Below are 20239 nucleotides of genomic sequence, written 5' to 3' on the forward strand. Positions count from 1 at the left end.
TCAATCGGAACGCGCGGGAAAACGGGCAAGCACTTCCATCTCGCTGCCGTCGCGCAGCACGCTCAACGGCAACACGGTGCCGGGCGCCTGACGCCGTATCACCGATATCAGGTCATCGGGGACGCGCAGCCGCTGGCCGGCAGCGCGGGTGATCACATCACCGGCCTCAAGGCCCGAGTGCTCCGCCACGGAGCCGGACGCGATATCCACCACGAGCACCCCGGCCTCGCCCGCCTCGATGAACACGCCGAGGAGCATGGGCCGCGGCGGCTCGTGGCGCTCGCCCGCGGCGATCCCGAACACCGCGTGAGCCACGCCTTTCTGCGGCGTCACGCAGTCCTCGTCCGAGTCCCAGGGCAGCAGCACGTGGCTGTCCCCGATCCCCAGATCCGCCAGTTGGTGCGGCACCCCATAGCCGTATTCCAGGTGCCCACGCCCCATGAGGCCCACCACCAGTGCGCCGTCGGAGGCGGCCTCTGCGAGGCCTGCGGCGAGGACGCGATCCCAGACGAGCTGCCCGGCGACAAAACGTTCCGCCTCATGGCCTTCGATCGATGCGCTGGGGTGTCCGGCATAGACCGCCTCCAGCCGGGCACGGTAAGCCTCGGGAGGCGCCACAGGCGCACTGATGCGATAGCGCTGCCCCTCGGACACGGCGTCCCAGCCCTCGACGGTCAGGCGCCCGTGCAGGGCGCGGTCGATGTTGATGGCGAGCACCGGCACCCGGTGCATCCGCGCAAAGTGCAGGATGGGCATGTAGGGCTCGTACCCATGACCCCAGGCCCCCCGCCAGTCGCTCTTCTCCAGGAAGGTCGCCTCGTCCAGCTCGCCGGCCACCCAGGCGTTCAGGGCCGGTTGCGCCTGCCGGGGCAACATCTCCAGGGCGATCACCATGTCCGGACGGCGGGCGTGCAGGCCGGCCAGGGTGTGGAGCTGCCAGCGCTGGTGTTCCCAGCGCGCATGCTGCTCGCCGAGCAGCACCACCCTGCCGCGGGCCAGTTCCGAGAACAGCGCGTCCACGCCCGGTTCGGTATCCTCGGGCGTAAGCCACTGGCCGGGCGCGGGGCAGGACGCCGTGGCGGGCGAGGCCGCCACGGCGGCAGCCACGGCCATGAGGACAAACGCACAAGGACCGACAAGCGACTGCGATGCTCGCATCTGGTACTCCGGACTGAAGGGGCGGGCGATATCCTTCCGAGTGTCGCCCATAAAGGGAAGTTCCGGCAAAGGGTGCTGCATGTCCCTCAGACCTCCCGCACAGCATGGGTCCGCTTCGCTTGACCCATCCTACAGGCCCACGTCACCACCGCACCGTAGGATGGGCAAAGCGCAGCGTGCCCATGCGGTTCGAGCGTGACGGGTGGCAGGTGACGGCAGGGCCGGTACGTCACCCGTCACTCGCCCCACTCGCCCTCCGTCTCCGCCAGGGTAACGGGTGGCTCCTTACCCCAGTCCGACGTATAAAGCCCTCTCTCAACCGCCCTGGCGAACGAGCTGTACGGCCAATCCCCGGGGCCCGGCACATAGCCATGTTTGACCGGGTTGTAGTGGACGTAGTCCATGTGCCGACGCCAGTCCTCCTCGTCGCGGATGGCATGCTCCCAGAAGCGCCGTTGCCAGACGCCCTTCTCGCGTCGCCGTTCCAGCGAGGCACGGTCCGTCGCAGCGTCCTGACCGATGCTGAAGTAATGCTTGATCTTCCGCCAGCGCAGCGCGTAATCGCCATCACCCTCCGGCAATCTCCAGATGGCGTGCAGGTGGTCGGGCAGGATCACCAACGCATCGATGTGGAACGGATGGGCCGCCCGCGGCGAAACCCTTCGCGAAGACGCGCCACGTTGCCGGGTTCGGTGAGCAGCGGCCGGCGTCCCTGGGTCACCACCGTGAAAAAATGGATTCCGCCGGGGATGCATACTCTGCGATAGCCAGTCATTCCAGACCTCCTTGTCCGGGATTGCGAGGGGTGCGCTGCGGCGCGGTCTGGTGAGAGAGGTAGGATGGGCAAAGCGCAGCGTGCCCATGCGGATCGGCGTGACGAGTACCCGAAGGGGGTTACGCGTGACCCATCATCTCCATTCTCTCGGGTTCGAATCACGCCTTCATGCATATTCAAATGCAAGGGGCCCCGAAAAACCCGGGGCCCCTTGCATTTGAATATGGCGGAGAGGGAGGGATTCGAACCCTCGATACGGGGTTACCGTATACACACTTTCCAGGCGTGCGCCTTCGACCGCTCGGCCACCTCTCCGCTGGGTGTCCGCCCTGTCCGGGCGGCTGCCCGCAGCGCGCTCTGCGCGCGGGCAAGGGGCGGAAGGTTACCCCAGATGCGGGGCCCCTGTAAATGCCGGCCGGACCGGGGCCTCAGCCGCCGGACGGGCCGCCCGCGGGAGGATAGACGGGGGGAAACGGGGTGACGTTCTCGCCCAGGTCGTGGATCTTGGCGATGCCCTCCTTTTCCACCTCATCGATGCGGATCACGGCATGCATGGGCACGAAACTGCGCCGCACGGACTGAAACTCGTCCTTCAGGCGCTCCTCGCCCGGATCCACCACCACGGAACTGCGCTCTCCGAAAATCAGCTGCTCGATGACCACGAAACCGTGGAGATCACCCTGGTAGACCTTCTGGGCAAAGACCTCGTAGACCTTGCCCCGGTTGATGAAGCTGACACGGAAAATGTTCTTCTTGCGGCTCATACTCGTCTGGTTTCCCCGAAAGTACGGACGGTGGAATATCTGTCATTGTACCCGTGCATGACAAGTCGCTATCATTCCGACGATATTTAAGAGAACACTGAAGTTCTCCGCATCCTCCCCGAAACGTTGGGGCGGTGCGAGCGCCCTTCAAGGCCCGACGAGACCATGACCCAGCCATCCTCCGAGCTGTTGGCACAACTGAGACGCAACAGCATCCCCTACCGGGATCCCCTGGCCCGGGTCGACTGGGAGGCCCTGAACCTGGAGAGCTTCTGGCTGCCGGAGCAGGCACTGTCCCTGTACGGACTGGACGCGTATGAATCACTGCCTCTGGAGCGCCGTCAGGCCCTCTCCCGATATGAGTTCCTCCACTTCATCGAGGGTGCCCTGTGGCTAGAGAGCCTCTTCATGGAGCGCATCAGCCGCGCCCTGGGAGATGACGCGGATCTCTCCCGAACCGCCTACCGGCTCCATGAACTGCGCGAGGAGGCCGGGCACAGTCTGATGTTCCTGGAACTGATGCGCCGCTCGCGGCTGCCCATGCCCCGCACGCGATTCCGGCGCTTCAACCTGGCCAATCTGCTGGGCCGCCATGCACCCTACGAGTCGGCCGCATTCTGGATCGCGGTACTCATCGGCGAGGAGGTACCGGACCGGATGAACCGCCTGATCCGCAAGCACCGGGATGACATCTGCCCGACCATCCACGACATGATCACTGTGCACGTGATCGACGAGGCGCGTCACATCGCCCATGCCCGGGAGACCCTGGGCAGCACCATCGATCAACTGTCGCCCCTGCAGCGGGCGCTGTACCGGCCACTCATGAATGCGGTGTTCCGCCAGTTCGTCAGGGCCTTCTACTACCCGCCCCCCCGGGTCTACGAGCTTGCCGGGCTGCCCGACGGGCGCCACTGGGCGAGACTTGCCCGCACCAACGCGCACCACACACGCTTCGTGGACCAGTGTCTGGCCTCGGTCCTGCACGTACTGGAGGAACACGGCCTGAAGCTGCGCTGGAGGTCTCCGTAGGCACCGGGTCGTCTCGCGAAGCCGCCGGGCGCGCAAAGAGGATAGAATGCCTCACCACATGGATTTCCCTGCATCCGGGATCCGGGATCACGCGTATCCCATGACATGAGTGATTCCAACCATAAACCGCGGGAACTGGTGATCATCGGCGGCGGACCCGCCGGGCTCGTGGTGGCCAGTGTCGCCGGACAACTGGGCGTGCGCACCACGCTGATCGAACGCGGCCCGGCACTGGGCGGCGACTGCCTGCACACCGGCTGCGTGCCCAGCAAGACGCTGATCCACACCGCCCGGGTGGCCGCGCTCATGCGCCGTGGCGCCGAATTCGGTCTGCCGGCCGCGGACCCCCGGGTCGATCTCGGCGCAGTGATGGACCGGGTGCGCTCGGTGGTCGACAGCATCCAGGCCCATGACGATCCGGAACGCTTTCGCGGCTACGGGGTGGACGTGGTCTTCGGTGAGGCGCGTTTCGCCGGCCCCCGGGAGGTCCGCGCGGGCGACCGGCGCATCTCCGGACGGCGTTTCGTCATCGCCACCGGCTCACGCCCGGCGGTGCCGCCCATCCCGGGGCTCGCGGAGGCCGGATACCTCACCAGCGACACGGTCTGGTCGCTGCGTGAACTGCCCCGCCGGCTTGCAGTCCTCGGCGCCGGCCCCATCGGCCTGGAACTGGCACAGGCGTTCGCGCGGCTGGGGAGCCGGGTCACGCTGCTGGACATGGCGCCCCGGCTGCTCCCGGGGGAAGACCCGGAGACGGGTGAGGCGCTGCGCTCCATCCTGGAAGGGGAAGGCATCCGCGTTCTCACCGGGGTCGGCGTGGAGCGTGTGGAGAAGAACGGGGTCGTCACGACCCTGCGCGGCCGCGAGTCAGAGACGGTGTTTGCCGTGGAGGTGGACGAACTGCTCGTCGCGGCAGGCAGACAACCCGATATCGAGGCCCTCGGACTGGATGCGGCCGGCGTGGCCCATACCCGCACCGGCATCACCGTGGACGCGCGACTGCGCACCAGCGTGAAACACATCTTCGCCTGCGGCGATTGCTGCGGCCCCCACCCCTTCACCCACATGGCGGAGTACCAGGCCGGTGTCGTCATCGGCAATGCCGTGTTCCGCCTGCCCCGGCGGGTGGACTATCGGGTGGTGCCGCGGGTCATCTACTGTGACCCGGAACTGGCGCGCATCGGCCTCAACGAGACCGAGGCCCGCCGGCAGGGGCTGGATGTGGAGATCCTGCGCTTCCCCTTCGGCCAGGTGGACCGGGCCATCGCGGAGAATGAGACGGCGGGTGAGGCACGGCTGGTGGTGCGCAAGGGACGTCTGCTCGGCGCAACGCTGCTCGGTCCCCACGCCGGGGAGCTGATTCACGAGCTGGCGCTCGCCATGCAGGCGAAGATCCCGGTGAGCCGAATCTCCGCCACCATTCACGCCTACCCGACGCTGGCACAAATCCACCGCCGCGCGGTCAACACACTGTATGGTCCAAGGCTGTTCAGCCCGCGCACCCGGCGGCTGGTACGCTGGATCCAGCGGCTGATACCCTGAACCACGCACACGGAACCCCGGAGATACCCGATACATGTCCTCGACCCTTCCCCTGTCCTTCCTGCCGTCATCCACGTTCCCGGCCATACGGCGCGGCAAACTCGAGACCCTGCAGGTGAACCTGGGCTACGTGTGCAACCAGACCTGTTTTCACTGCCATGTGAACGCGGGGCCCAACCGCCGGGAAGTCATGGACCGCGGGACCGTGGACCTGGTGCTGAACTGCCTGCGCACATCCGGCGCCACCACGCTGGATCTGACCGGCGGCGCACCGGAGTTGAACCCGGATTTCCGCTACCTGGTGACCGAGGCCCGGCGCCTGGGCGTGAAGGTCATCGACCGCTGCAACCTCACCATCCTTGAGCAGCCCGGTCAGGATGACCTGGCCGACTTCCTCGCCGCGCAGGGAGTGGACGTGGTGGCCTCCCTGCCCTGTTACCTGGAAGAGAACGTGGATGCCCAACGGGGGGACGGTGTGTTCAGGGGCAGCATCCGCGGGCTCCGGCAACTCAACGCCCGGGGATACGGACAGCCGGGCAGCGGGCTGGTGCTGGACCTGGTGTACAACCCGCAGGGACCCACCCTGCCGCCGCCCCAGGGGCCCCTGGAAGCGGATTACAAGCGACACCTCGAGAAACACTACGGCGTGCGCTTCAACCAGCTCTACACCATCGCCAACATGCCTATCCACCGATTCGGGAAGCAACTGCGCCGGGAGGGCCGGCTGGACGAATACATGACGCTGCTCCGGGAGGCGCACCGGGATGAGAACCTGGACGCGGTCATGTGCCGATCGCTGATCAGTGTCGACTGGCAGGGGTACGTGTACGACTGCGACTTCAACCAGATGCTGCGTATCCCGCTGGGCGGCGCACCGGGGCGCACGCACCTGCGCGATCTTATGGGCCGGGACCCGGCCGGCCGCCCCATCGCCGTGGCGGATCACTGCTACGGCTGCACCGCCGGACAGGGCTCCAGTTGCGGGGGGGCTTTGAGTTAGTCAGTTGTCAGTTGTCAGTTGTCGATGGTCAGTTGTCAGTAGTCCGTTGTCAGTGGTCCTTTGTAAGAGAACCCGTTGACAGGCACCGGGGGCGAATCACGCTCCTGACAACTGACAACTGACAACTGACCATCGACAACTGACTACCGACCACTGACAACCAAAAAATCCAGGCAGCGGCTCAGGCGTGCCGCGATCTCCGCGCGTTCCCGATCGTCGTAAGGCACCCTTTGCCCGACGCCCCAGACCGGACCGGGCCAGGCCGGGTCGTTGCGATGGCGCACCACGTGGTGCAGGTGCAACTGCGCGACCACGTTGCCCAGCTTGGCCACGTTCATGGCATCGGCGGCGAACGCCGCCGCCATGGCCCGGGCCACGGTGCGGGATTCCCGGCAGAGCGCGTCGTGATCCGCATCGTCGAGATCATGGATCTCCGTGACACCACCGCGTTTCGGTACCAGGATCACCCACGGCCAGCGTGCATCGTCCATCAGCCGGTAGAGACACAACGGGGATTCGCCCAGGGCAATGGTGTCACCCTCAAGCCGGGCATCGAGATGGAAATCTTTCATTGGTCAGTTGTCCGTGGTCCGTGGTCCGTTGTCAGTTGTCAGTTGTCGGGAACGTCATCGGCCCCGGAACTTATCAGGGGGTTCTTTTACAACTGACAACGGACCACGGACAACTGACCGCCTCAAAGCTCCTTCAGCATACGTTGCCGCAGGGGTTCATCGGGCAACTCGCCTCTGCCCGCCGCCATGTTCTGCTTCATGTATTCCACCCGCCGTGTGGCGGGGATGGCGCAGGTGACCGCGGGATGCGAGACGACGAACTTCAGGAACACCTGGGACCAGTACTCGCAGCCGATCTCGGCGGCCCAGCCCGGCAGGGGCCGGCCCTCCACGCGGCGGAACAGGTCGGCACCGCGAAACGGCCGGTTGATGATCACCGCGATGCCCCGCTCCCGGGCCAGGGGCAGCAGCCTCGACTCGGCGGCGCGGTCCAGCATGTTGTATGTGATCTGCACGAAGTCCAGGGGGTGCTCCCTCATGATCCTTTCCAGTTCCTCGTGCTGGCGGCCATGGGAGGTGGTGATGCCGAGGTATCGGATCCGGCCCTCGTCCCGATCGGCGAGCAGGGTCTCCAGATGCGTCTCCCAGTCCACCAGGTTGTGGATCTGCATGAGATCGAACCGGTCCACGCCCCACAGCCGGCGCGAGCGCGCCATCTGCTCCTCGCCGCTGCGCCGCCCCCGGGTCCACACCTTGGTGGCGGAAAACAGCGGCGGCGAATCGATGCGTTGCAGGGCGTAACCCAGCACCTCTTCCGATGACCCGTACATGGGCGACGAATCCACCATCTGCCCGCCCTCCTCGAAGAACGTGCGCAGCACCTCGGTGCGCGCATCCCGCAGGGACACGTCGTTGCCCACGTCGAAGGTGCGCCAGGTGCCCATGCCGATCACGGCAATCCGTTCACCGCTGGACGGAATCACCCGGGTGATGGTTTCCCCCGGCGCGGCGGCGACCGGTGAAACGGGCAGGAACGGCAATATCCCGGCCCCGGCCACACAGTGCAGAAAACGGCGGCGGGAGAAAAGCGGATTGTGTTCACTCATGGCGGTTCGGCCTCTTCGGACATCTTCCCGGCGGATGGGCGTTCTTTGCGATACTCATTCTTCAGTACCTCCGGTGCCGTGGCGGTTCCGTCAGGAGAGAGGATCGTTCCGAATATGCGAACACCGGATTCACTTTTACGCTGTTTATTCGGACGTGAGAAACCACCAGAATACAGATCACTCCCATGATGTCATCCTCCCCGCAACCCGGAGAACGCCCATGAAACCACGTACCGTGAAGACGAGAATCGGCGGGATGCCCGTCTCCGAAGGCGCCGGCGTGCAACTCAGGCGCAGCCTCGGCACGCCGGCGCTCAAGAACCTGGACCCGTTCCTGATGCTGGATCATTTCTCCAGCGACAACCCGGATGACTACGTGGCCGGGTTTCCGGATCACCCGCACCGGGGGTTCATCACCTTTACCTACATGCTCAATGGCCACATGGAGCACCGGGACAGCATGGGCAACCAGGGGGATCTGAAAAGCGGCGGCGCCCAGTGGATGAAGGCGGCAAGCGGCGTGATCCACTCGGAGATGCCCCGCCAGCAGGACGGGCTCATGCGCGGTTTCCAACTCTGGATCAACCTGCCCGCCCGGGAAAAGATGTCCGATCCGGCCTACCAGGAGTACGGCGCCGGGGCCTTCCCCGTCACCGACGAGCCCGGCGCACGGGTCAAGGTGCTCATGGGATCCCACGGCGAGGCCCGCGGCCCCATCGAGGACCCCCTCACCGACGTGCATTACCTGGACCTCACCCTGGAGGCGAGCGCGCGCTTCAGCCATGCGCTGCCGGAAGGGCACAACGCGTTCATCTACGTCTACGAGGGCGCGGTCAACGTCGGCGACACCGCGGTGAGCACCCACGAACTGGCCGTGCTGGTCGACGGGGAAGGCGCGGCGCTGGAGGCCGCGGACCAGGGGGCGCGCGTCATCCTGGTGGCGGGACGCCCCATCGGCGAGCCGATCGTTCAGTACGGGCCCTTCGTCATGAACCGGCGTGAAGAGATCGAACAGGCATTCCAGGACTACCAGCAGGACCGACTGGTACGCACCCGTGCCCGCATGGAGGGGCATGGGTAATGGTCAGTTGTCAGTTGTCAGTTGTCAGTTGTCAGTTGTCAGTTGTCAGTTGTCAGTTGTCAGGAACGTGATTCGCCCCCGGGTACCTGTCAACGGGTTCTCTTACAACGGACCACTGACAACGGACTACTGACCGCCTTTAAGCAGATCCTTCAACCCGGCAAAAGGGGAATGGGTGGCGCCCTTCCCGGCACTGCCGCCCTGGACACCCGTGGGATTGGCCTCCGCTTCCAGCAGGCGCTGGTGCTCGTTGTCGTGGCAGTAGAGGCACAACAGCTCCCAGTTGCTGCCGTCCGGCGGGTTGTAGTCGTGATCGTGGTTGCGATGATGCACCGTGAGCTCATGCACGTTGGCGCGGGTGAACTCCCGGCCGCAGCGGCCGCACACCCACGGGTACATCTTCAGCGCCTGTTCGCGGTAGCCCTGCCCCCGCTCCAGCGCCTGGCGGCGCGCCTCCGCCACCACCTTGTCCAGCCTCGACTTGTCCTGACCGCTCATCACAACTCTCCAGTTCCCGGTTTCATGACAGGATAGCGCACACCCCGAATCCGCCGAAGTCCCGCAGGACCTCGGGCAGAAGTCCCTGAAAAGCAGACTCCCATGGACGCGGACACCTCACGCCTCACGCCTCACGCCTCACGCCTCACGCCTCACGCCCAAGTATAATCCGGCCCCATGAACGTCATCTTCTTCGCCCTGGTGGCCATCGCCTTTGCCACCGCCGCATGGCACCAGCTCGCCTGGGACGGCGAAGGGGAATCCCCCATGACGCAGCTCACCGGCGGTGTCATCGACGCCGCCGGGGGCGCGGTGGAGCTGGCCATCGCACTGATCGGTGTGATGACCCTGTTCCTGGGGCTCATCAAGGTGGCCGAGGCCGGCGGCCTGCTGGCGATCCTGGCCCGGCTGATCCGCCCGCTGATGGTGCGGCTGTTCCCGGATGTGCCCCCCGATCATCCGGCCATGGGCGCCATGATCCTCAATCTCTCCGCCAACATGATGGGCCTGGGCAATGCCGCCACGCCCTTCGGCATCCGCGCCATGCAGGCGCTCAATCAGCTCAATACGCGACCGGGCACCGCCACCGACTCCATGGTGCTGTTCCTGGCCATCAACACCTCCAGCGTGACCCTGCTGCCCACCGGCGTGATCGCGCTGCGCGCGGCAGCGGGGTCCTCGGATCCGGCGGGGATCCTGCCCACCACGCTGTTCGCCACCCTGTGCGCCACCGTGGCCGGGATCAGCGCGGCATTTCTGTTCCGGCGCCTGGCGCCCCTGCCGCCCACGCCCGCAACCCCGCCACCGGAACCGGACGACGCGCCGGGCAGTGAGGAACCGCTCGATGCCCCGACCCCGGCGGACACCGACACCACCAGCCTGCCCGACGGCATGAACCGACCCTATCCGGGCTGGGTGTCCGCCCTGGCCCTGCTGGGCTTCGTTGCGCTGATCCCCCTGTCGGTGCTCTACGGCCAGGCCATCGCCCCCTGGATCATCCCGAGCCTGGTGCTTGGCTTTCTCACCTTCGGCATGCTGCGCGGCGTGCGCATCTACGAGGTCTTCGTGGAAGGGGCGAAGGAGGGTTTCCAGGTGGCGGTGCGCATCATCCCCTACCTGGTGGCGATCCTCGTGGCCGTGGGCATGCTGCGGGCCAGCGGGGCCCTGGGGGCGTTCGTGGCCCTGCTCGGCCCCGTCACCGGACCCCTGGGCCTGCCGCCCGAGGCGCTGCCCATGGCGCTGCTGCGCCCCCTGTCCGGTTCCGGTGCCTACGGGATCATGGCCTCCATCATCAACGACCCGGCCATCGGCCCGGACAGCTATGTGGGTTACCTGGTCACCACGTTGCAGGGCTCCACGGAAACCACCTTCTACGTGCTCGCCGTCTACTTCGGCGCCGTGGGCGTGCGGCGCCTGCGCCATGCACTGCCCGCGTGCCTGACCGCGGACCTCGTGGCCGTCATCGCGGCGGTGATCGCGGTGGGCGTGGTGTTCGGACATGCCGCCATGTAACGGGCCCCGGGCAGGCAGGACACGCATCCGCCGGGCGTGGGCACCCGGGATCCGCGGGGGCGGCAACGGGGATCGAAGGCCCTGAAGGCCGCATACTTGCACCAGGGCGGTCACGATGAACGCCCTGCCCGATCACAGAGACAGGTGTACCCATGGCACTCAAGGCCACCATCTTCAAGGCGACGCTGCAGATCGCGGACATGGATCGTCATTACTACGGTGAACATGCGCTCACCCTGGCCCGTCATCCCTCGGAGACGGATGAACGCATGATGGTGCGCGTGCTCGCCTTCGCCCTGTTCGCGAGTGACACCCTTCAGTTCGGCAGGGGTCTGTCCACCGACGACGAGGCCGACCTCCGCGAGGAGGATCTGACCGGACACATCAGTCGCTGGATCGATGTCGGCCTGCCGGACGAACGCGGCCTCCGCAAGGCCTGCGGCCGGGCAACCGAGGTGGCCGTGATCAGCTATGGACGGACCGCGGAAACCTGGTGGAATCAGAACCGGGACAGGCTCGAGCGGCTGGCCAACCTATCGGTATGCGCACTGCCCCCGGAGACCACCCGGGCCCTGGCCGGCCTCGCCCGGCGCAACATGCAGATGCAATGCACCATCCAGGACGGGGTGGTCTGGTTCACCGGTGATGAGACGGCGATTGAGATCAGGCCGATTATCCTCAAGGCGGCGTCAGACGCGCCTTGAGCGCCTTCCTGAGCGCCTCCTGCGCGGGGCGCGCCTGCTCGAAGATCTCCTTGAATCGATGGAACTCGAGCACCCGCACGTCACGGATATCGGGCCTGATCAGAATATCCGGCTGCCTGTGCTTGAGCTTCTCCTCAAGGATCGCCGCCTGCATGATCTGGAACGTGTTGAAGCTTGTATCGAAATAGGAAGGCTCCCGGGCACCGTCGGCCGTGCGCGTACCCAGCGCGTCCACGGCGATGGTGATGTCGCAATCCTCCAGAAGCAGGTCGTAGGGCAGCGAATTGGTGAGTCCGCCGTCCACCAGCACCCGATCATCGAGTTTCACGGGAGCGAACAGGCCGGGCATGGCCATGCTGGCATTGACCGCCGGCCAGAGTGCGCCGGATTCCAGCACCACCTGCTCACGGCTCCACAGATCGGTGGACACCACCTGCAAGGGAATCGGCAGTTCCTCGAACGAGGCGTGCCCGGTGGTCTGCTCCAGGAAGTCCAGGAAGGCATCCGCCCTGACCAGCCCGCCGCTGCCCAGGGTCGGCTGGAAGAACCCGAGCCAGCGGGACAGATCCTCCTCCAGGAGGGAATGAAACCAGGTCTCGTCCGGGGACACCGTGAGACGGTCGATCTGCGCATGGATTCCGGCTGCCGTCATCCCCGCGGCATACAGGGCGCCCATGATTGCGCCCATGCTGGAACCGGCGACCCGGTGCGGCCGCAATTCCAGTTCGTCGAGCACCTCGAAGGCCATTACATGGGCGAGCCCCCGGGCCCCGCCGCTGCCCAGCGCCAGCCCGATGCGCGGCCGGCCGGACGCGCGGCCGACCAGGGGCGCCAGCGCCCCGGCAAGCAGCAGTTTCAGGGTCGCGCGCCGCGCCCTGTCCACAGCATCGGACTGTCTCACGCCGGAGACCATTGGCCCTCATCCGGGCGCACGCGATTCATACGGCGGCATGCCTTTCAGAACAGCGCACGCGGTTGATCATTGACTGCTGGGTCCCGATCGAGCTTAGCAGGCTGTTGAAAAACCCTCGGGCGGCGCCATGCTGCGTTGGAAAGCGGCTCAAAATGCTCATGTACTCCCGTGTACACTGCGCTTTTTCGCCACTTTCCGCCTTGCCTGGCATCCGCCGGAGACTTTTTCAACAGCCTGCTAGGGCACCATCGGGGCGGCACACAACGTCGCACCTGATGTCGGCACGGCGTTGCGGCGGACGTGTCTGCCCCGCCACTGAAAGGCCTCCACGATTCGTGTATAATGCGCTACTTATCGCTTTACGTGACACGCATAAGAAAATCGAAAACCACTTGATGGGCAGCCGCATTGGTGCTGCCCGCCATGTGCGCCACCCGCCGGGTGGCGCGTCCGCGGCCCTGGCGCCATGGCGCCGGCCAGTCAATTCATCCATCCCGTGATCGTATGGGTCAGGGCCTTCGGGACCCGCCCGATACGCAAGAGGAGATTTTATGCCCAAAGAAGACCTGATCGAAATGGAAGGTACCGTAACCGACGTCATGCCCGACCAGCGTTTCCGTGTGGAACTGGAGAACGGCATGAACGTGCACGCCTATGCCTCAGGCAAGATGCGCCGCTACCGCATCCGCGTGGTGGCCGGCGACAAGGTGAAGCTGGAGATGTCCCCTTACGACCTGACCAAGGGTCGCATCAGCTACCGCCACAAGCACTGAGCAGATCCGGGGCCCGTCCGTCATCGGCTCCATCGCGCGGTTTACGGACGCACGGCCCCACAGGATAATGCCCGGGTTCACCATTCACTCCAGGGACCCGGCTCATGAGCATTGACTGGACTGTCACCCCCGCATCGCTCTGGTTTCTCCTGGGCGTTATCCTCATCCTCTCCGAATTCGCCTTCCCCGGCATCATTGCCGTCTTCTTCGGCGCTGCGGCCATCGTGGTGGCGATCATCCTGTTTGCGGGTTTCGAACCCTCCCTCAACCTTCAGATCCTGCTGTTCGCCGCGCTGGGCGTCACGCTGCTGCTGTTGACCCGCAGCCGGCTCAGGACCTGGTTTCAGGGTACGTCAACCACGGGCCAGCACGGAGTCGAGGTCCTGCCGGTGGGCACAACCGTGGTGGCCATAGAGGATTTCACCAACGGCAGCGGCCTGGTGCATTACAGCGGTGCCCGCTGGAACGCCGAATCCGACGAGCCCATCACGGCCGGCCAGCAGGTGTGGACCACCGGGCGACGGGGGCTGGTGCTCAAGGTCAGTCCCCGCCCGCCCGGGCCGGGCCCTTCGTGACATGCCCATAACAACTCATTTCAGACCACTTTAAGGAAACATCACATGGACGGCATCAGCATCACAACCATCATCTCCCTGATCATCCTCGCCATCGTGGTGGTGGCGCTGATCAAGACGGCGCAGATCGTGCCCCAGCGTTCCGCCTACATCGTCGAGCGCCTGGGCCGGTATTCCCGCACACTGGACGCCGGCTTTCACATCCTCATCCCTTTCATTGACCGGGTCGCCTACAGGCAGACCCTCAAGGAAGAGGCCCTGGACGTGCCCAAGCAGCAGTGCATCACCAAGGACAACATCTCCGTGTCCGTGGACGGCGTCCTGTATCTCCAGGTGATGGACGCCCAGGGGGCCAGCTACGGCATCTCCGATTACCGCTTTGCCGCCATGAGCCTCGCCCAGACCACCCTGCGCTCCATCATCGGGCAGATCGAACTCGACAAGACCTTCGAGGAGCGAGCCAGGATCAACGAGGAAGTGGTGCGTGCCGTGGACGATGCCGCCCAGCCCTGGGGCGTGAAGGTCATGCGCTACGAGATCGCCGATATCGTACTGCCCACCACCATCAACGACGCCCTGGAGCAGCAGATGCGCGCCGAGCGTGAACGCCGCGCCGTGGTGGCCCGTTCCGAAGGGGAACGTCAGGAGAAGATCAATATCTCCGAGGGCGAGCGGATGCAGATCATCAACCTCTCGGAGGCCGAGAAGCAGAAACAGATCAACGAGGCCGAGGGCAAGGCCAGGGAAATCCAGATGCTTGCCGCCGCCACCGCGCAGGGCATCGAGCGCATCGCCACGGCGATCAACCAGCCCGGCGGCAAGGAGGCCGTGAGCCTGCGCATTGCCGAACAGTACGTGCGCGAGTTCGGACGCCTCGCCAAGGAGGGCAACACGCTGATCCTGCCCGCGGAACTGAGCAACATCGGTGGTGCCGTGGCGGGGCTGTCCCAGATCCTTCAGTCCGCCAGTGGCACGGCCAGATCCTGAACCTCACCCGGCGCCCTGCCGGTCGGTCGGATCGGAAGGCCGCACTTGCGCGACAGCCCGCACCGGCCAGCACGGAGATGTGCTGCCTGGTGGCGGCACGCGCCAGGCAGCGCGGAGCCTACAGATCCGCAGCGGGCCGAATGGCCTCGACCATGGGACGGCTGTCCAGATAGTTCACAGGGATGCCGTGCAGCCCGTGGGCGTCCTCGAGCGCCAGGCTCGGAAAACTCGTGACTCCCATCGCCCGTGACCGGGCGATCTCGTCCTCCAGCTCCCGGTGCACCCCGGGCGAGTTCAGATCCCGTGTGAAGACCGCCGCATCGAGCCCCAGCTCGGCGGCAAGCCCGATCAGGGTCTCGTCTTCGGAAGGGTTGAGTGCCCGGAGGTAGTAGGCCTCCTGGATGGCACGGGTCATGCGACGATCGAACGCCTCGCCCTGCCGGCGTGCCGCGATCACCGCCCGGCACGCGGGATAGGTGGCGCGCCTGGGCCGGCACACCTCCCAGAAACGGAAATCGAAGCGGGTGCCGGGCACCCGCCTCTCCACCTCCCGCCAGGCGGACTGCACATAGCGGCGCATCTCCTCGGGCATGGGCGCGTCCGTATCCGGGGCAAGTCCGCCCAGCAGCCGCGTCATGGTCATTCCGGCGGGCAGCGCCTGCTCCAGAACATGGAGCATGGGCGCAAAGGCCCAGCACCAGCTGCACATGGGATCATGGACGTAGTAGAGCCTGGCCGGCATATGTTCCTCCGTCACGGAAATCGCCCGCAGCCCGTGTAAACATCATCGCCTGCGCGCAATTCGGCACGGGTATCGAAGGCCTCGCCGCTCATGCTGTCGCGACAGGGCCCGGGCATGATGCGTAGCACTACCGGAACGTCTCCCGCATGACAACTTGCGTGAACTGGGACGGTATCCCATGCAGGCGGTCTCCGCTTGAGTTAGCGTCAGTGTATCGCATCCGCCCACCCCGCCCAGGAGACCCTCGTGATCCGCATCCACATTGTCCTGGTCCTGTTCGCGTCACTGCTGCTGTTCGTTCAGACGGCCCACGCCCAGCCCCCGCCCACCGGGGTGGGCACCGGAGCCGACGGGCCGCGGGGCGCACCCACGGAGATCCGCCCCGGTCAGCCCCGAGTCATGGAGCCAGGTAGCGGTAACCGCCGTCAGCAACGCTCCGCGGCGGCCGACGAGCAAGAGACGGAACGCCTGCGCCGGCAGTTGGAACCCCATCACCGGGACCGGGAGGGCCGGGTGCATGAACGCTTGCGCTGGGAGGAGGCCGAGGCCATCCGGCAATGGTACCGGGATCGGGATCAGCGCCCCTCCCCCGGACTGGCGGACGGCCGGCGGGACCTGCCGCCGGGCCTGCAGCGGCGCATGGAGCGGGGTGACGGGCTTCCGCCCGGATGGGTGCGCAAGGTGGGGCGGGGCGAGGTGCTGGACCAGGCGCAGGTCCGCTTCGGCCGACGGATCGACGACGAACTGAGGCGCCGCCTTCCCCGTCAGCCCGACGGCACCATTCTCCTTGAGACGGAGGACCAGGTGATCCGGGTGCTGGAGGCCACCGGGGAGGTGCTCGACGTGCTCGGCATCGGGCGCTAACCCGGCAGGTCCCCGGGACAGAGGCGGGACCAGGCGCCTTCAAGATCCACCTCCTCGCCCGAAGGCAAGGGGCTCGAGGGATCCAGCAGCCAGGCGGCCACATCCCCGTGGGTGGCGGCAGCCCCTGTGTAGCGGGTCAGCATGTGATAGCCATCCGGGTAGAGGGCCATGCGCCATTCCCCGGCCCTTTGGGCGGGCAGCCGCTCCAGCATGGCGCACACGGGCCGCGGCGGAATGACCTGATCGTTGTCTCCGTAGAGAATCAGCGCCGGACCGGGCAGCCCGGCCGATGCGTCCAGGGCCTCGCCCATGAGGGATGTCAGGCCGTGTATGGTGTCGATGCGTGCCCTTTTCTGTACAAGGGGGTCACGGCTCAGGGCGCGGGCGACCTCCGGATCATCGGTGGGCCGGATGCCCAGATCGTGGGCCGCATCGCCCGAAAGGTACATGCCGGGGCGGATGCGCAGCATGATCCACAGGCCCAGACGCTGATACCAGGGCATGGTCTCGCGCCCCCACACCGCCGGAGCGATGTAGACCGTGCCGTCCACCGCCGGCGGCGTCTCTCCGGTGACGGCCAGCAGGGCCACCGCCCCGCCCATGCTCTTTCCCAGAAGGTATACCGGCAGACCCTCGTGGCGTTCCCTGAGCAGGGAGACCACCAGCGACACGTCCGCCACGAGTCGTTCCCGTCCCGCCCAGATGCCCGGATGCCCGGTGCTGCCGAAGCCCCGCTGATCGTAGGCGTAGAGGGCGATACCCGAGGCACTGAGGGGTCCGCTCAGGGCCTCGAAGGCGGCCCCGTAGTCGCCGAAACCATGCAGGCCCAGGGCCACGGCACGCACCGGCTTGCCGTCCGGCATCCAGCGGTGCAACGGGAGGGTGTAACCGTCGTCCGTGACCACGTGATCGTCGTGCAGCCGGGGGGGCTCACCGGCCGCGCCGGCCGACTGCACCTGGGGCTGGCCGCACGCAGCCAGCATCACCGCGAAGGCAAACAGTAGGGATCGAGGCATGAAGGGCATGATACGTTGTACCCGGCGGCACGGGGCAAGGCCCGTCCATCAGGCTACAATCCGGGCGGCATGAGCCCCAGGAGGGGGACGAGCCGCTGGGGCCGCGGCCTGCCCTCGTCGTCATTGGTCAGCCACACCAGCAGGTCGTAATAGCTGCGGATATTCTGCACGTAGCGCACCGGTTCCCCGCCGCGGGCAAAGCCGAAGCGGGTCTGCCGGTACCAGCCCTCCTGGGCCAGCAGCGGCAGGTGCTCCATCACGTCCATCCACCGGTCCGGGTCACGCCCCTGGGCCTGCGTGATCCTGCGCGCATCCTCCAGATGCCCGAATCCCACGTTGTAGGCGGCCAGGGCAAGCCAGGTGCGATCAGGCTCCGGTATGCGATCCGGGATCCGCGCGTGCATGCTCATGAAATACTCCGCACCGCCCATGATGCTCTCGCGCACGTCCACCCGATCGCTGATGCCAAGCTGCGCCGCGGTTTTCTCGGTGAGCATCATCATGCCGCGAACGCCGGTGGGCGAGACGGCATCCGGGTTCCAGTGTGACTCCTGGTAGCTGATGGCCGCCAGCAGGCGCCAGTCGAGGCCATGGACCCGGGCCGCCTCCTTGAACAGCGACCGGTACTCGGGAAGCCTTCCCTCCACCTGCCGGACGAAGGTCACCCTGCCCGCGTAATCCAGTTCACCCACGTGTCCGAGATGACGCTCCAGCAACTGATCCAGCCAGCCGGCTGCCTGGATCTCCTCGAAGAAGGCCTCGGCTTCCTCCAGCAGGCTGGTGTCACCGCGCAGCGGGAAGGCCCATGCCAGATCCGTCGGTTCCGAGAGGTCGAAGGCCGCACGCAGTTCCGGATAGAAGCGCTGCTGGGAGGCCAGTTCCGTGGAGTCGACCACCGTCAGATCCAGTTCACCCAGCCAGACCTTGCGCAGCAACGCGCCGGTATCCTCGTTCGCAGCCTCGACCCAGTCCAGATCCGGGAATTCACTGCGCGACTCGGCGAGGCGGCCCGCGTGGGTCGTGCCCGGCACGACGGCAAGCCGCAGGCCGTTGAGGTCCTCCATGGAGCGCGGCCGTGTCTCCGCGCCCATGCGGTAGACCACCTGCTCGGTGACCTGTTTGTAGGGCGGACCGAAACGCATGCGCTCACGGCGCGCCTCGGTCACGGTGATGCCCGCCGCCCCGAGATCGACGCGGCCCCGCTCCACCATGGACAGGAGGCCCTCGAACCGGTTCGGCACCACGACGCGCAGGCGCACCCCGAGGCGATCGGCAAAGGCCCGGGCCAGCTCATACTCCAGCCCCGTGGGCCCGTCCGGACCGGAGAAGTAGGTGGTCGGACTCACCCGCATGGCCACCACCAGCTCGCCCCGGTCCAGCACCTGCTCCAGGCTGTTCACGGGGCGGTTGAGGAAGAAGGCAAGCGTGACCACCACCAGGGCGAGGAAAGCCACCAGTTCCAGGCGCCGCAGGGTCGTTGTCTGTCGTCTGTAGAGTCTCAAGGACTTAAGCTCGCCTGATTTTCCGCCTATACTACGCCCTCCCCTGTTCGGGGCAGCCGGGTTTTCGACCCCCGAACGGCCCGCGGGTTCAGTGGCCCCGCGCATTGATCCAGCCGGCCGCGCCTGTCCGGGGATCGCGCTTGCGGGGCAGGATGCAGCGCGGAACGGAGTATCGACCTTTGGAGAGGTGCCGGAGTGGTCGAACGGGGCGGTCTCGAAAACCGTTGTACGCGCGAGCGTACCGTGGGTTCGAATCCCACCCTCTCCGCCAAATTTTTCTAAGGTATTGAAAGGGTTGCAAGCACTTGACCCTTCGGTGCCTATACATATCCGACTGGTACACCACGGGGGTACACCGAGATGTCGGATATGAGCCAACAAACACACCTGCTGAAACGCGATTCCACGTACTACTTCAGGGCCAAGATCCCGGTCGACCTTCAGCCCTATCTAGGCAAGCGCGAGGAAAGGTTCTCGCTCAAGACCAAGGACCACCGGGAGGCCTGCCGGCTGGCACGCCAAGCCTCAGCGAGCTTCGACCGCCGTTGCCAGCGCTTGCGGGATGAACTCCGGGCCCGCCATGGCGAGAAGACCCAGCTGCTCCTGGATGACAACGTCATCCAGGAAATCTGCGCGTTGTGGCGCCACCATGCCCTGGCCGGCGACGAGTACAGTCGCCAAGAGGCCCTGTTCAGCGAGGAGTTCGAGGAACGGGCAGCTCAGCGGCGCGCCACCCGCGAGCTACTCACGGAGGCCTTGCAACGCAGCCGCCTTGAGCGCATTGAGCCTGCCTTGCAGACCTTCCTCCACCTGCTCGGTGTAGAACTGCGCGGAGACGAGGGCCACTATCGCAGCCTGTTGTATCGTTTCCTGCAAACCGTCACCGAAGTACATGACCAGCAGCTGGTACGCGATGCGGGCGAGGTGATCTGGACACCTGAGCCGCCGCTCACCCGGCATGCCACTGCATCTTCACCGCCTGTAGCCGACGGGCCTGGGCTGGATGAAATCTACGAGGATTGGAAACGCTTCGATCCCCGCCGTCCCCAGCGCACACTCGATGATGTGCGCCGAGTGCTTGAGGATTTCCAGCATGTCGTTGGCCGGAAGGGCGCTGCCGCGATCAACCGTCAAGACATCATTCGCTACCGCGACCACCTCATCGGGCTGGGGTTACGCCCGA

20 protein-coding genes, 2 tRNA genes and 1 pseudogene are annotated in these 20239 nt (G+C 66.1%); 12 read left to right on the top strand and 11 right to left on the bottom strand.

The window, feature by feature from the left end:
- The 4 genes and pseudogenes from THITHI_RS0101010 to THITHI_RS0101025 form a co-directional block, all read right to left on the bottom strand.
- Complete coding sequence (locus THITHI_RS0101010) at positions 1–1158, bottom strand: ChaN family lipoprotein (RefSeq protein ID WP_198005556.1); 1158 nt, start codon at positions 1156–1158, stop codon at positions 1–3.
- A gap of 236 nt (positions 1159–1394) precedes the next feature.
- Positions 1395–1933: pseudogene (locus tag THITHI_RS18240) on the bottom strand (REP-associated tyrosine transposase).
- Between the two features lie 224 nt (positions 1934–2157).
- Positions 2158–2248, bottom strand: a tRNA-Ser gene (locus THITHI_RS0101020).
- Positions 2249–2361: 113 nt separating this feature from the next.
- Complete coding sequence (locus tag THITHI_RS0101025) at positions 2362–2697, bottom strand: DUF1820 family protein (protein ID WP_018231209.1); 336 nt, start codon at positions 2695–2697, stop codon at positions 2362–2364.
- Between the two features lie 165 nt (positions 2698–2862).
- Between THITHI_RS0101025 and THITHI_RS0101030 the strand changes: the two genes are divergently transcribed.
- The 3 genes from THITHI_RS0101030 to arsS all read left to right on the top strand — a co-directional run bounded on the left by THITHI_RS0101030 (position 2863) and on the right by arsS (position 6271).
- The gene (locus THITHI_RS0101030; protein ID WP_018231210.1) at positions 2863–3729 is read left to right on the top strand and encodes a diiron oxygenase; all 867 of its coding nucleotides are present in this window, start codon (positions 2863–2865) and stop codon (positions 3727–3729) included.
- A gap of 105 nt (positions 3730–3834) precedes the next feature.
- On the top strand, positions 3835–5271 hold the full coding sequence (locus THITHI_RS0101035) for a dihydrolipoyl dehydrogenase family protein (protein WP_018231211.1): 1437 nt from the start codon (positions 3835–3837) through the stop codon (positions 5269–5271).
- A gap of 34 nt (positions 5272–5305) precedes the next feature.
- A complete protein-coding gene (arsS, locus tag THITHI_RS0101040) occupies positions 5306–6271 on the top strand; it encodes an arsenosugar biosynthesis radical SAM (seleno)protein ArsS (RefSeq protein ID WP_018231212.1) in 966 nt (321 codons plus the stop codon).
- Between the two features lie 143 nt (positions 6272–6414).
- On the opposite strand, the gene THITHI_RS0101045 is transcribed toward arsS, so the two are convergent.
- Positions 6415–6843, bottom strand: a complete 429-nt coding sequence (locus THITHI_RS0101045) for an HIT domain-containing protein (protein WP_018231213.1) — start codon at positions 6841–6843, stop codon at positions 6415–6417.
- A 122-nt stretch (positions 6844–6965) separates the two neighbouring features.
- Positions 6966–7889: an aldo/keto reductase gene (locus tag THITHI_RS0101050; protein ID WP_018231214.1), complete on the bottom strand. Its 924-nt coding sequence runs from the start codon at positions 7887–7889 to the stop codon at positions 6966–6968.
- Positions 7890–8109: 220 nt separating this feature from the next.
- Here THITHI_RS0101050 and THITHI_RS0101055 point away from each other — a divergent pair, with 220 nt between their 5' ends.
- A complete protein-coding gene (locus tag THITHI_RS0101055) occupies positions 8110–8970 on the top strand; it encodes a pirin family protein (RefSeq protein WP_026185944.1) in 861 nt (286 codons plus the stop codon).
- Between the two features lie 126 nt (positions 8971–9096).
- Here THITHI_RS0101055 and THITHI_RS0101060 read toward each other — a convergent pair whose 3' ends face one another.
- The gene (locus THITHI_RS0101060) at positions 9097–9468 is read right to left on the bottom strand and encodes a YajD family HNH nuclease (RefSeq protein ID WP_018231216.1); all 372 of its coding nucleotides are present in this window, start codon (positions 9466–9468) and stop codon (positions 9097–9099) included.
- Positions 9469–9645: 177 nt separating this feature from the next.
- Between THITHI_RS0101060 and THITHI_RS0101065 the strand changes: the two genes are divergently transcribed.
- Both THITHI_RS0101065 and THITHI_RS0101070 read left to right on the top strand, forming a co-directional pair.
- On the top strand, positions 9646–10980 hold the full coding sequence (locus tag THITHI_RS0101065) for a nucleoside recognition domain-containing protein (RefSeq protein WP_018231217.1): 1335 nt from the start codon (positions 9646–9648) through the stop codon (positions 10978–10980).
- Positions 10981–11132: 152 nt separating this feature from the next.
- Entirely contained in the window at positions 11133–11684 is a 552-nt protein-coding gene (locus tag THITHI_RS0101070; protein WP_018231218.1) for a YaeQ family protein, read from the top strand.
- Here the strand turns inward: THITHI_RS0101070 and THITHI_RS0101075 are convergent.
- Entirely contained in the window at positions 11659–12585 is a 927-nt protein-coding gene (locus THITHI_RS0101075) for a patatin-like phospholipase family protein (RefSeq protein ID WP_232199364.1), read from the bottom strand. The two genes, THITHI_RS0101070 and THITHI_RS0101075, sit on opposite strands and share 26 nt — an antisense overlap.
- Before the next feature lie 563 nt (positions 12586–13148).
- Here THITHI_RS0101075 and infA point away from each other — a divergent pair.
- The 3 genes from infA to THITHI_RS0101090 all read left to right on the top strand — a co-directional run bounded on the left by infA (position 13149) and on the right by THITHI_RS0101090 (position 14932).
- Complete coding sequence (gene infA / locus THITHI_RS0101080; RefSeq protein WP_018231220.1) at positions 13149–13370, top strand: translation initiation factor IF-1; 222 nt, start codon at positions 13149–13151, stop codon at positions 13368–13370.
- Between the two features lie 104 nt (positions 13371–13474).
- Positions 13475–13945, top strand: a complete 471-nt coding sequence (locus THITHI_RS0101085; RefSeq protein ID WP_018231221.1) for an NfeD family protein — start codon at positions 13475–13477, stop codon at positions 13943–13945.
- 45 nt (positions 13946–13990) lie between these two features.
- The gene (locus THITHI_RS0101090) at positions 13991–14932 is read left to right on the top strand and encodes a stomatin-like protein (protein WP_018231222.1); all 942 of its coding nucleotides are present in this window, start codon (positions 13991–13993) and stop codon (positions 14930–14932) included.
- A gap of 118 nt (positions 14933–15050) precedes the next feature.
- On the opposite strand, the gene THITHI_RS0101095 is transcribed toward THITHI_RS0101090, so the two are convergent.
- Complete coding sequence (locus THITHI_RS0101095; protein ID WP_232199365.1) at positions 15051–15689, bottom strand: DsbA family protein; 639 nt, start codon at positions 15687–15689, stop codon at positions 15051–15053.
- 231 nt (positions 15690–15920) lie between these two features.
- On the opposite strand from THITHI_RS0101095, the gene THITHI_RS0101100 reads away from it, so the two are divergent.
- Positions 15921–16538: a hypothetical protein gene (locus THITHI_RS0101100; protein WP_018231224.1), complete on the top strand. Its 618-nt coding sequence runs from the start codon at positions 15921–15923 to the stop codon at positions 16536–16538.
- Here THITHI_RS0101100 and THITHI_RS0101105 read toward each other — a convergent pair.
- Positions 16535–17563, bottom strand: a complete 1029-nt coding sequence (locus tag THITHI_RS0101105) for an alpha/beta hydrolase (RefSeq protein WP_018231225.1) — start codon at positions 17561–17563, stop codon at positions 16535–16537. The two genes, THITHI_RS0101100 and THITHI_RS0101105, sit on opposite strands and share 4 nt — an antisense overlap.
- 44 nt (positions 17564–17607) lie before the next feature.
- Positions 17608–19056, bottom strand: coding sequence for a membrane-bound lytic murein transglycosylase MltF (mltF, locus tag THITHI_RS0101110; RefSeq protein WP_018231226.1), 1449 nt, complete (start codon positions 19054–19056; stop codon positions 17608–17610).
- A 181-nt stretch (positions 19057–19237) separates the two neighbouring features.
- Here mltF and THITHI_RS0101115 point away from each other — a divergent pair.
- Both THITHI_RS0101115 and THITHI_RS18245 read left to right on the top strand, forming a co-directional pair.
- Positions 19238–19327: transfer RNA gene (locus THITHI_RS0101115), tRNA-Ser, on the top strand.
- Between the two features lie 98 nt (positions 19328–19425).
- Positions 19426–20239: DUF6538 domain-containing protein (locus THITHI_RS18245; protein WP_198005557.1), on the top strand; the 814-nt coding region annotated here is incomplete at its 3' end.

It is taken from the genome of Thioalkalivibrio thiocyanodenitrificans ARhD 1 (assembly GCF_000378965.1).
Lineage (GTDB): Bacteria > Pseudomonadota > Gammaproteobacteria > Ectothiorhodospirales > Ectothiorhodospiraceae > Thioalkalivibrio_A > Thioalkalivibrio_A thiocyanodenitrificans.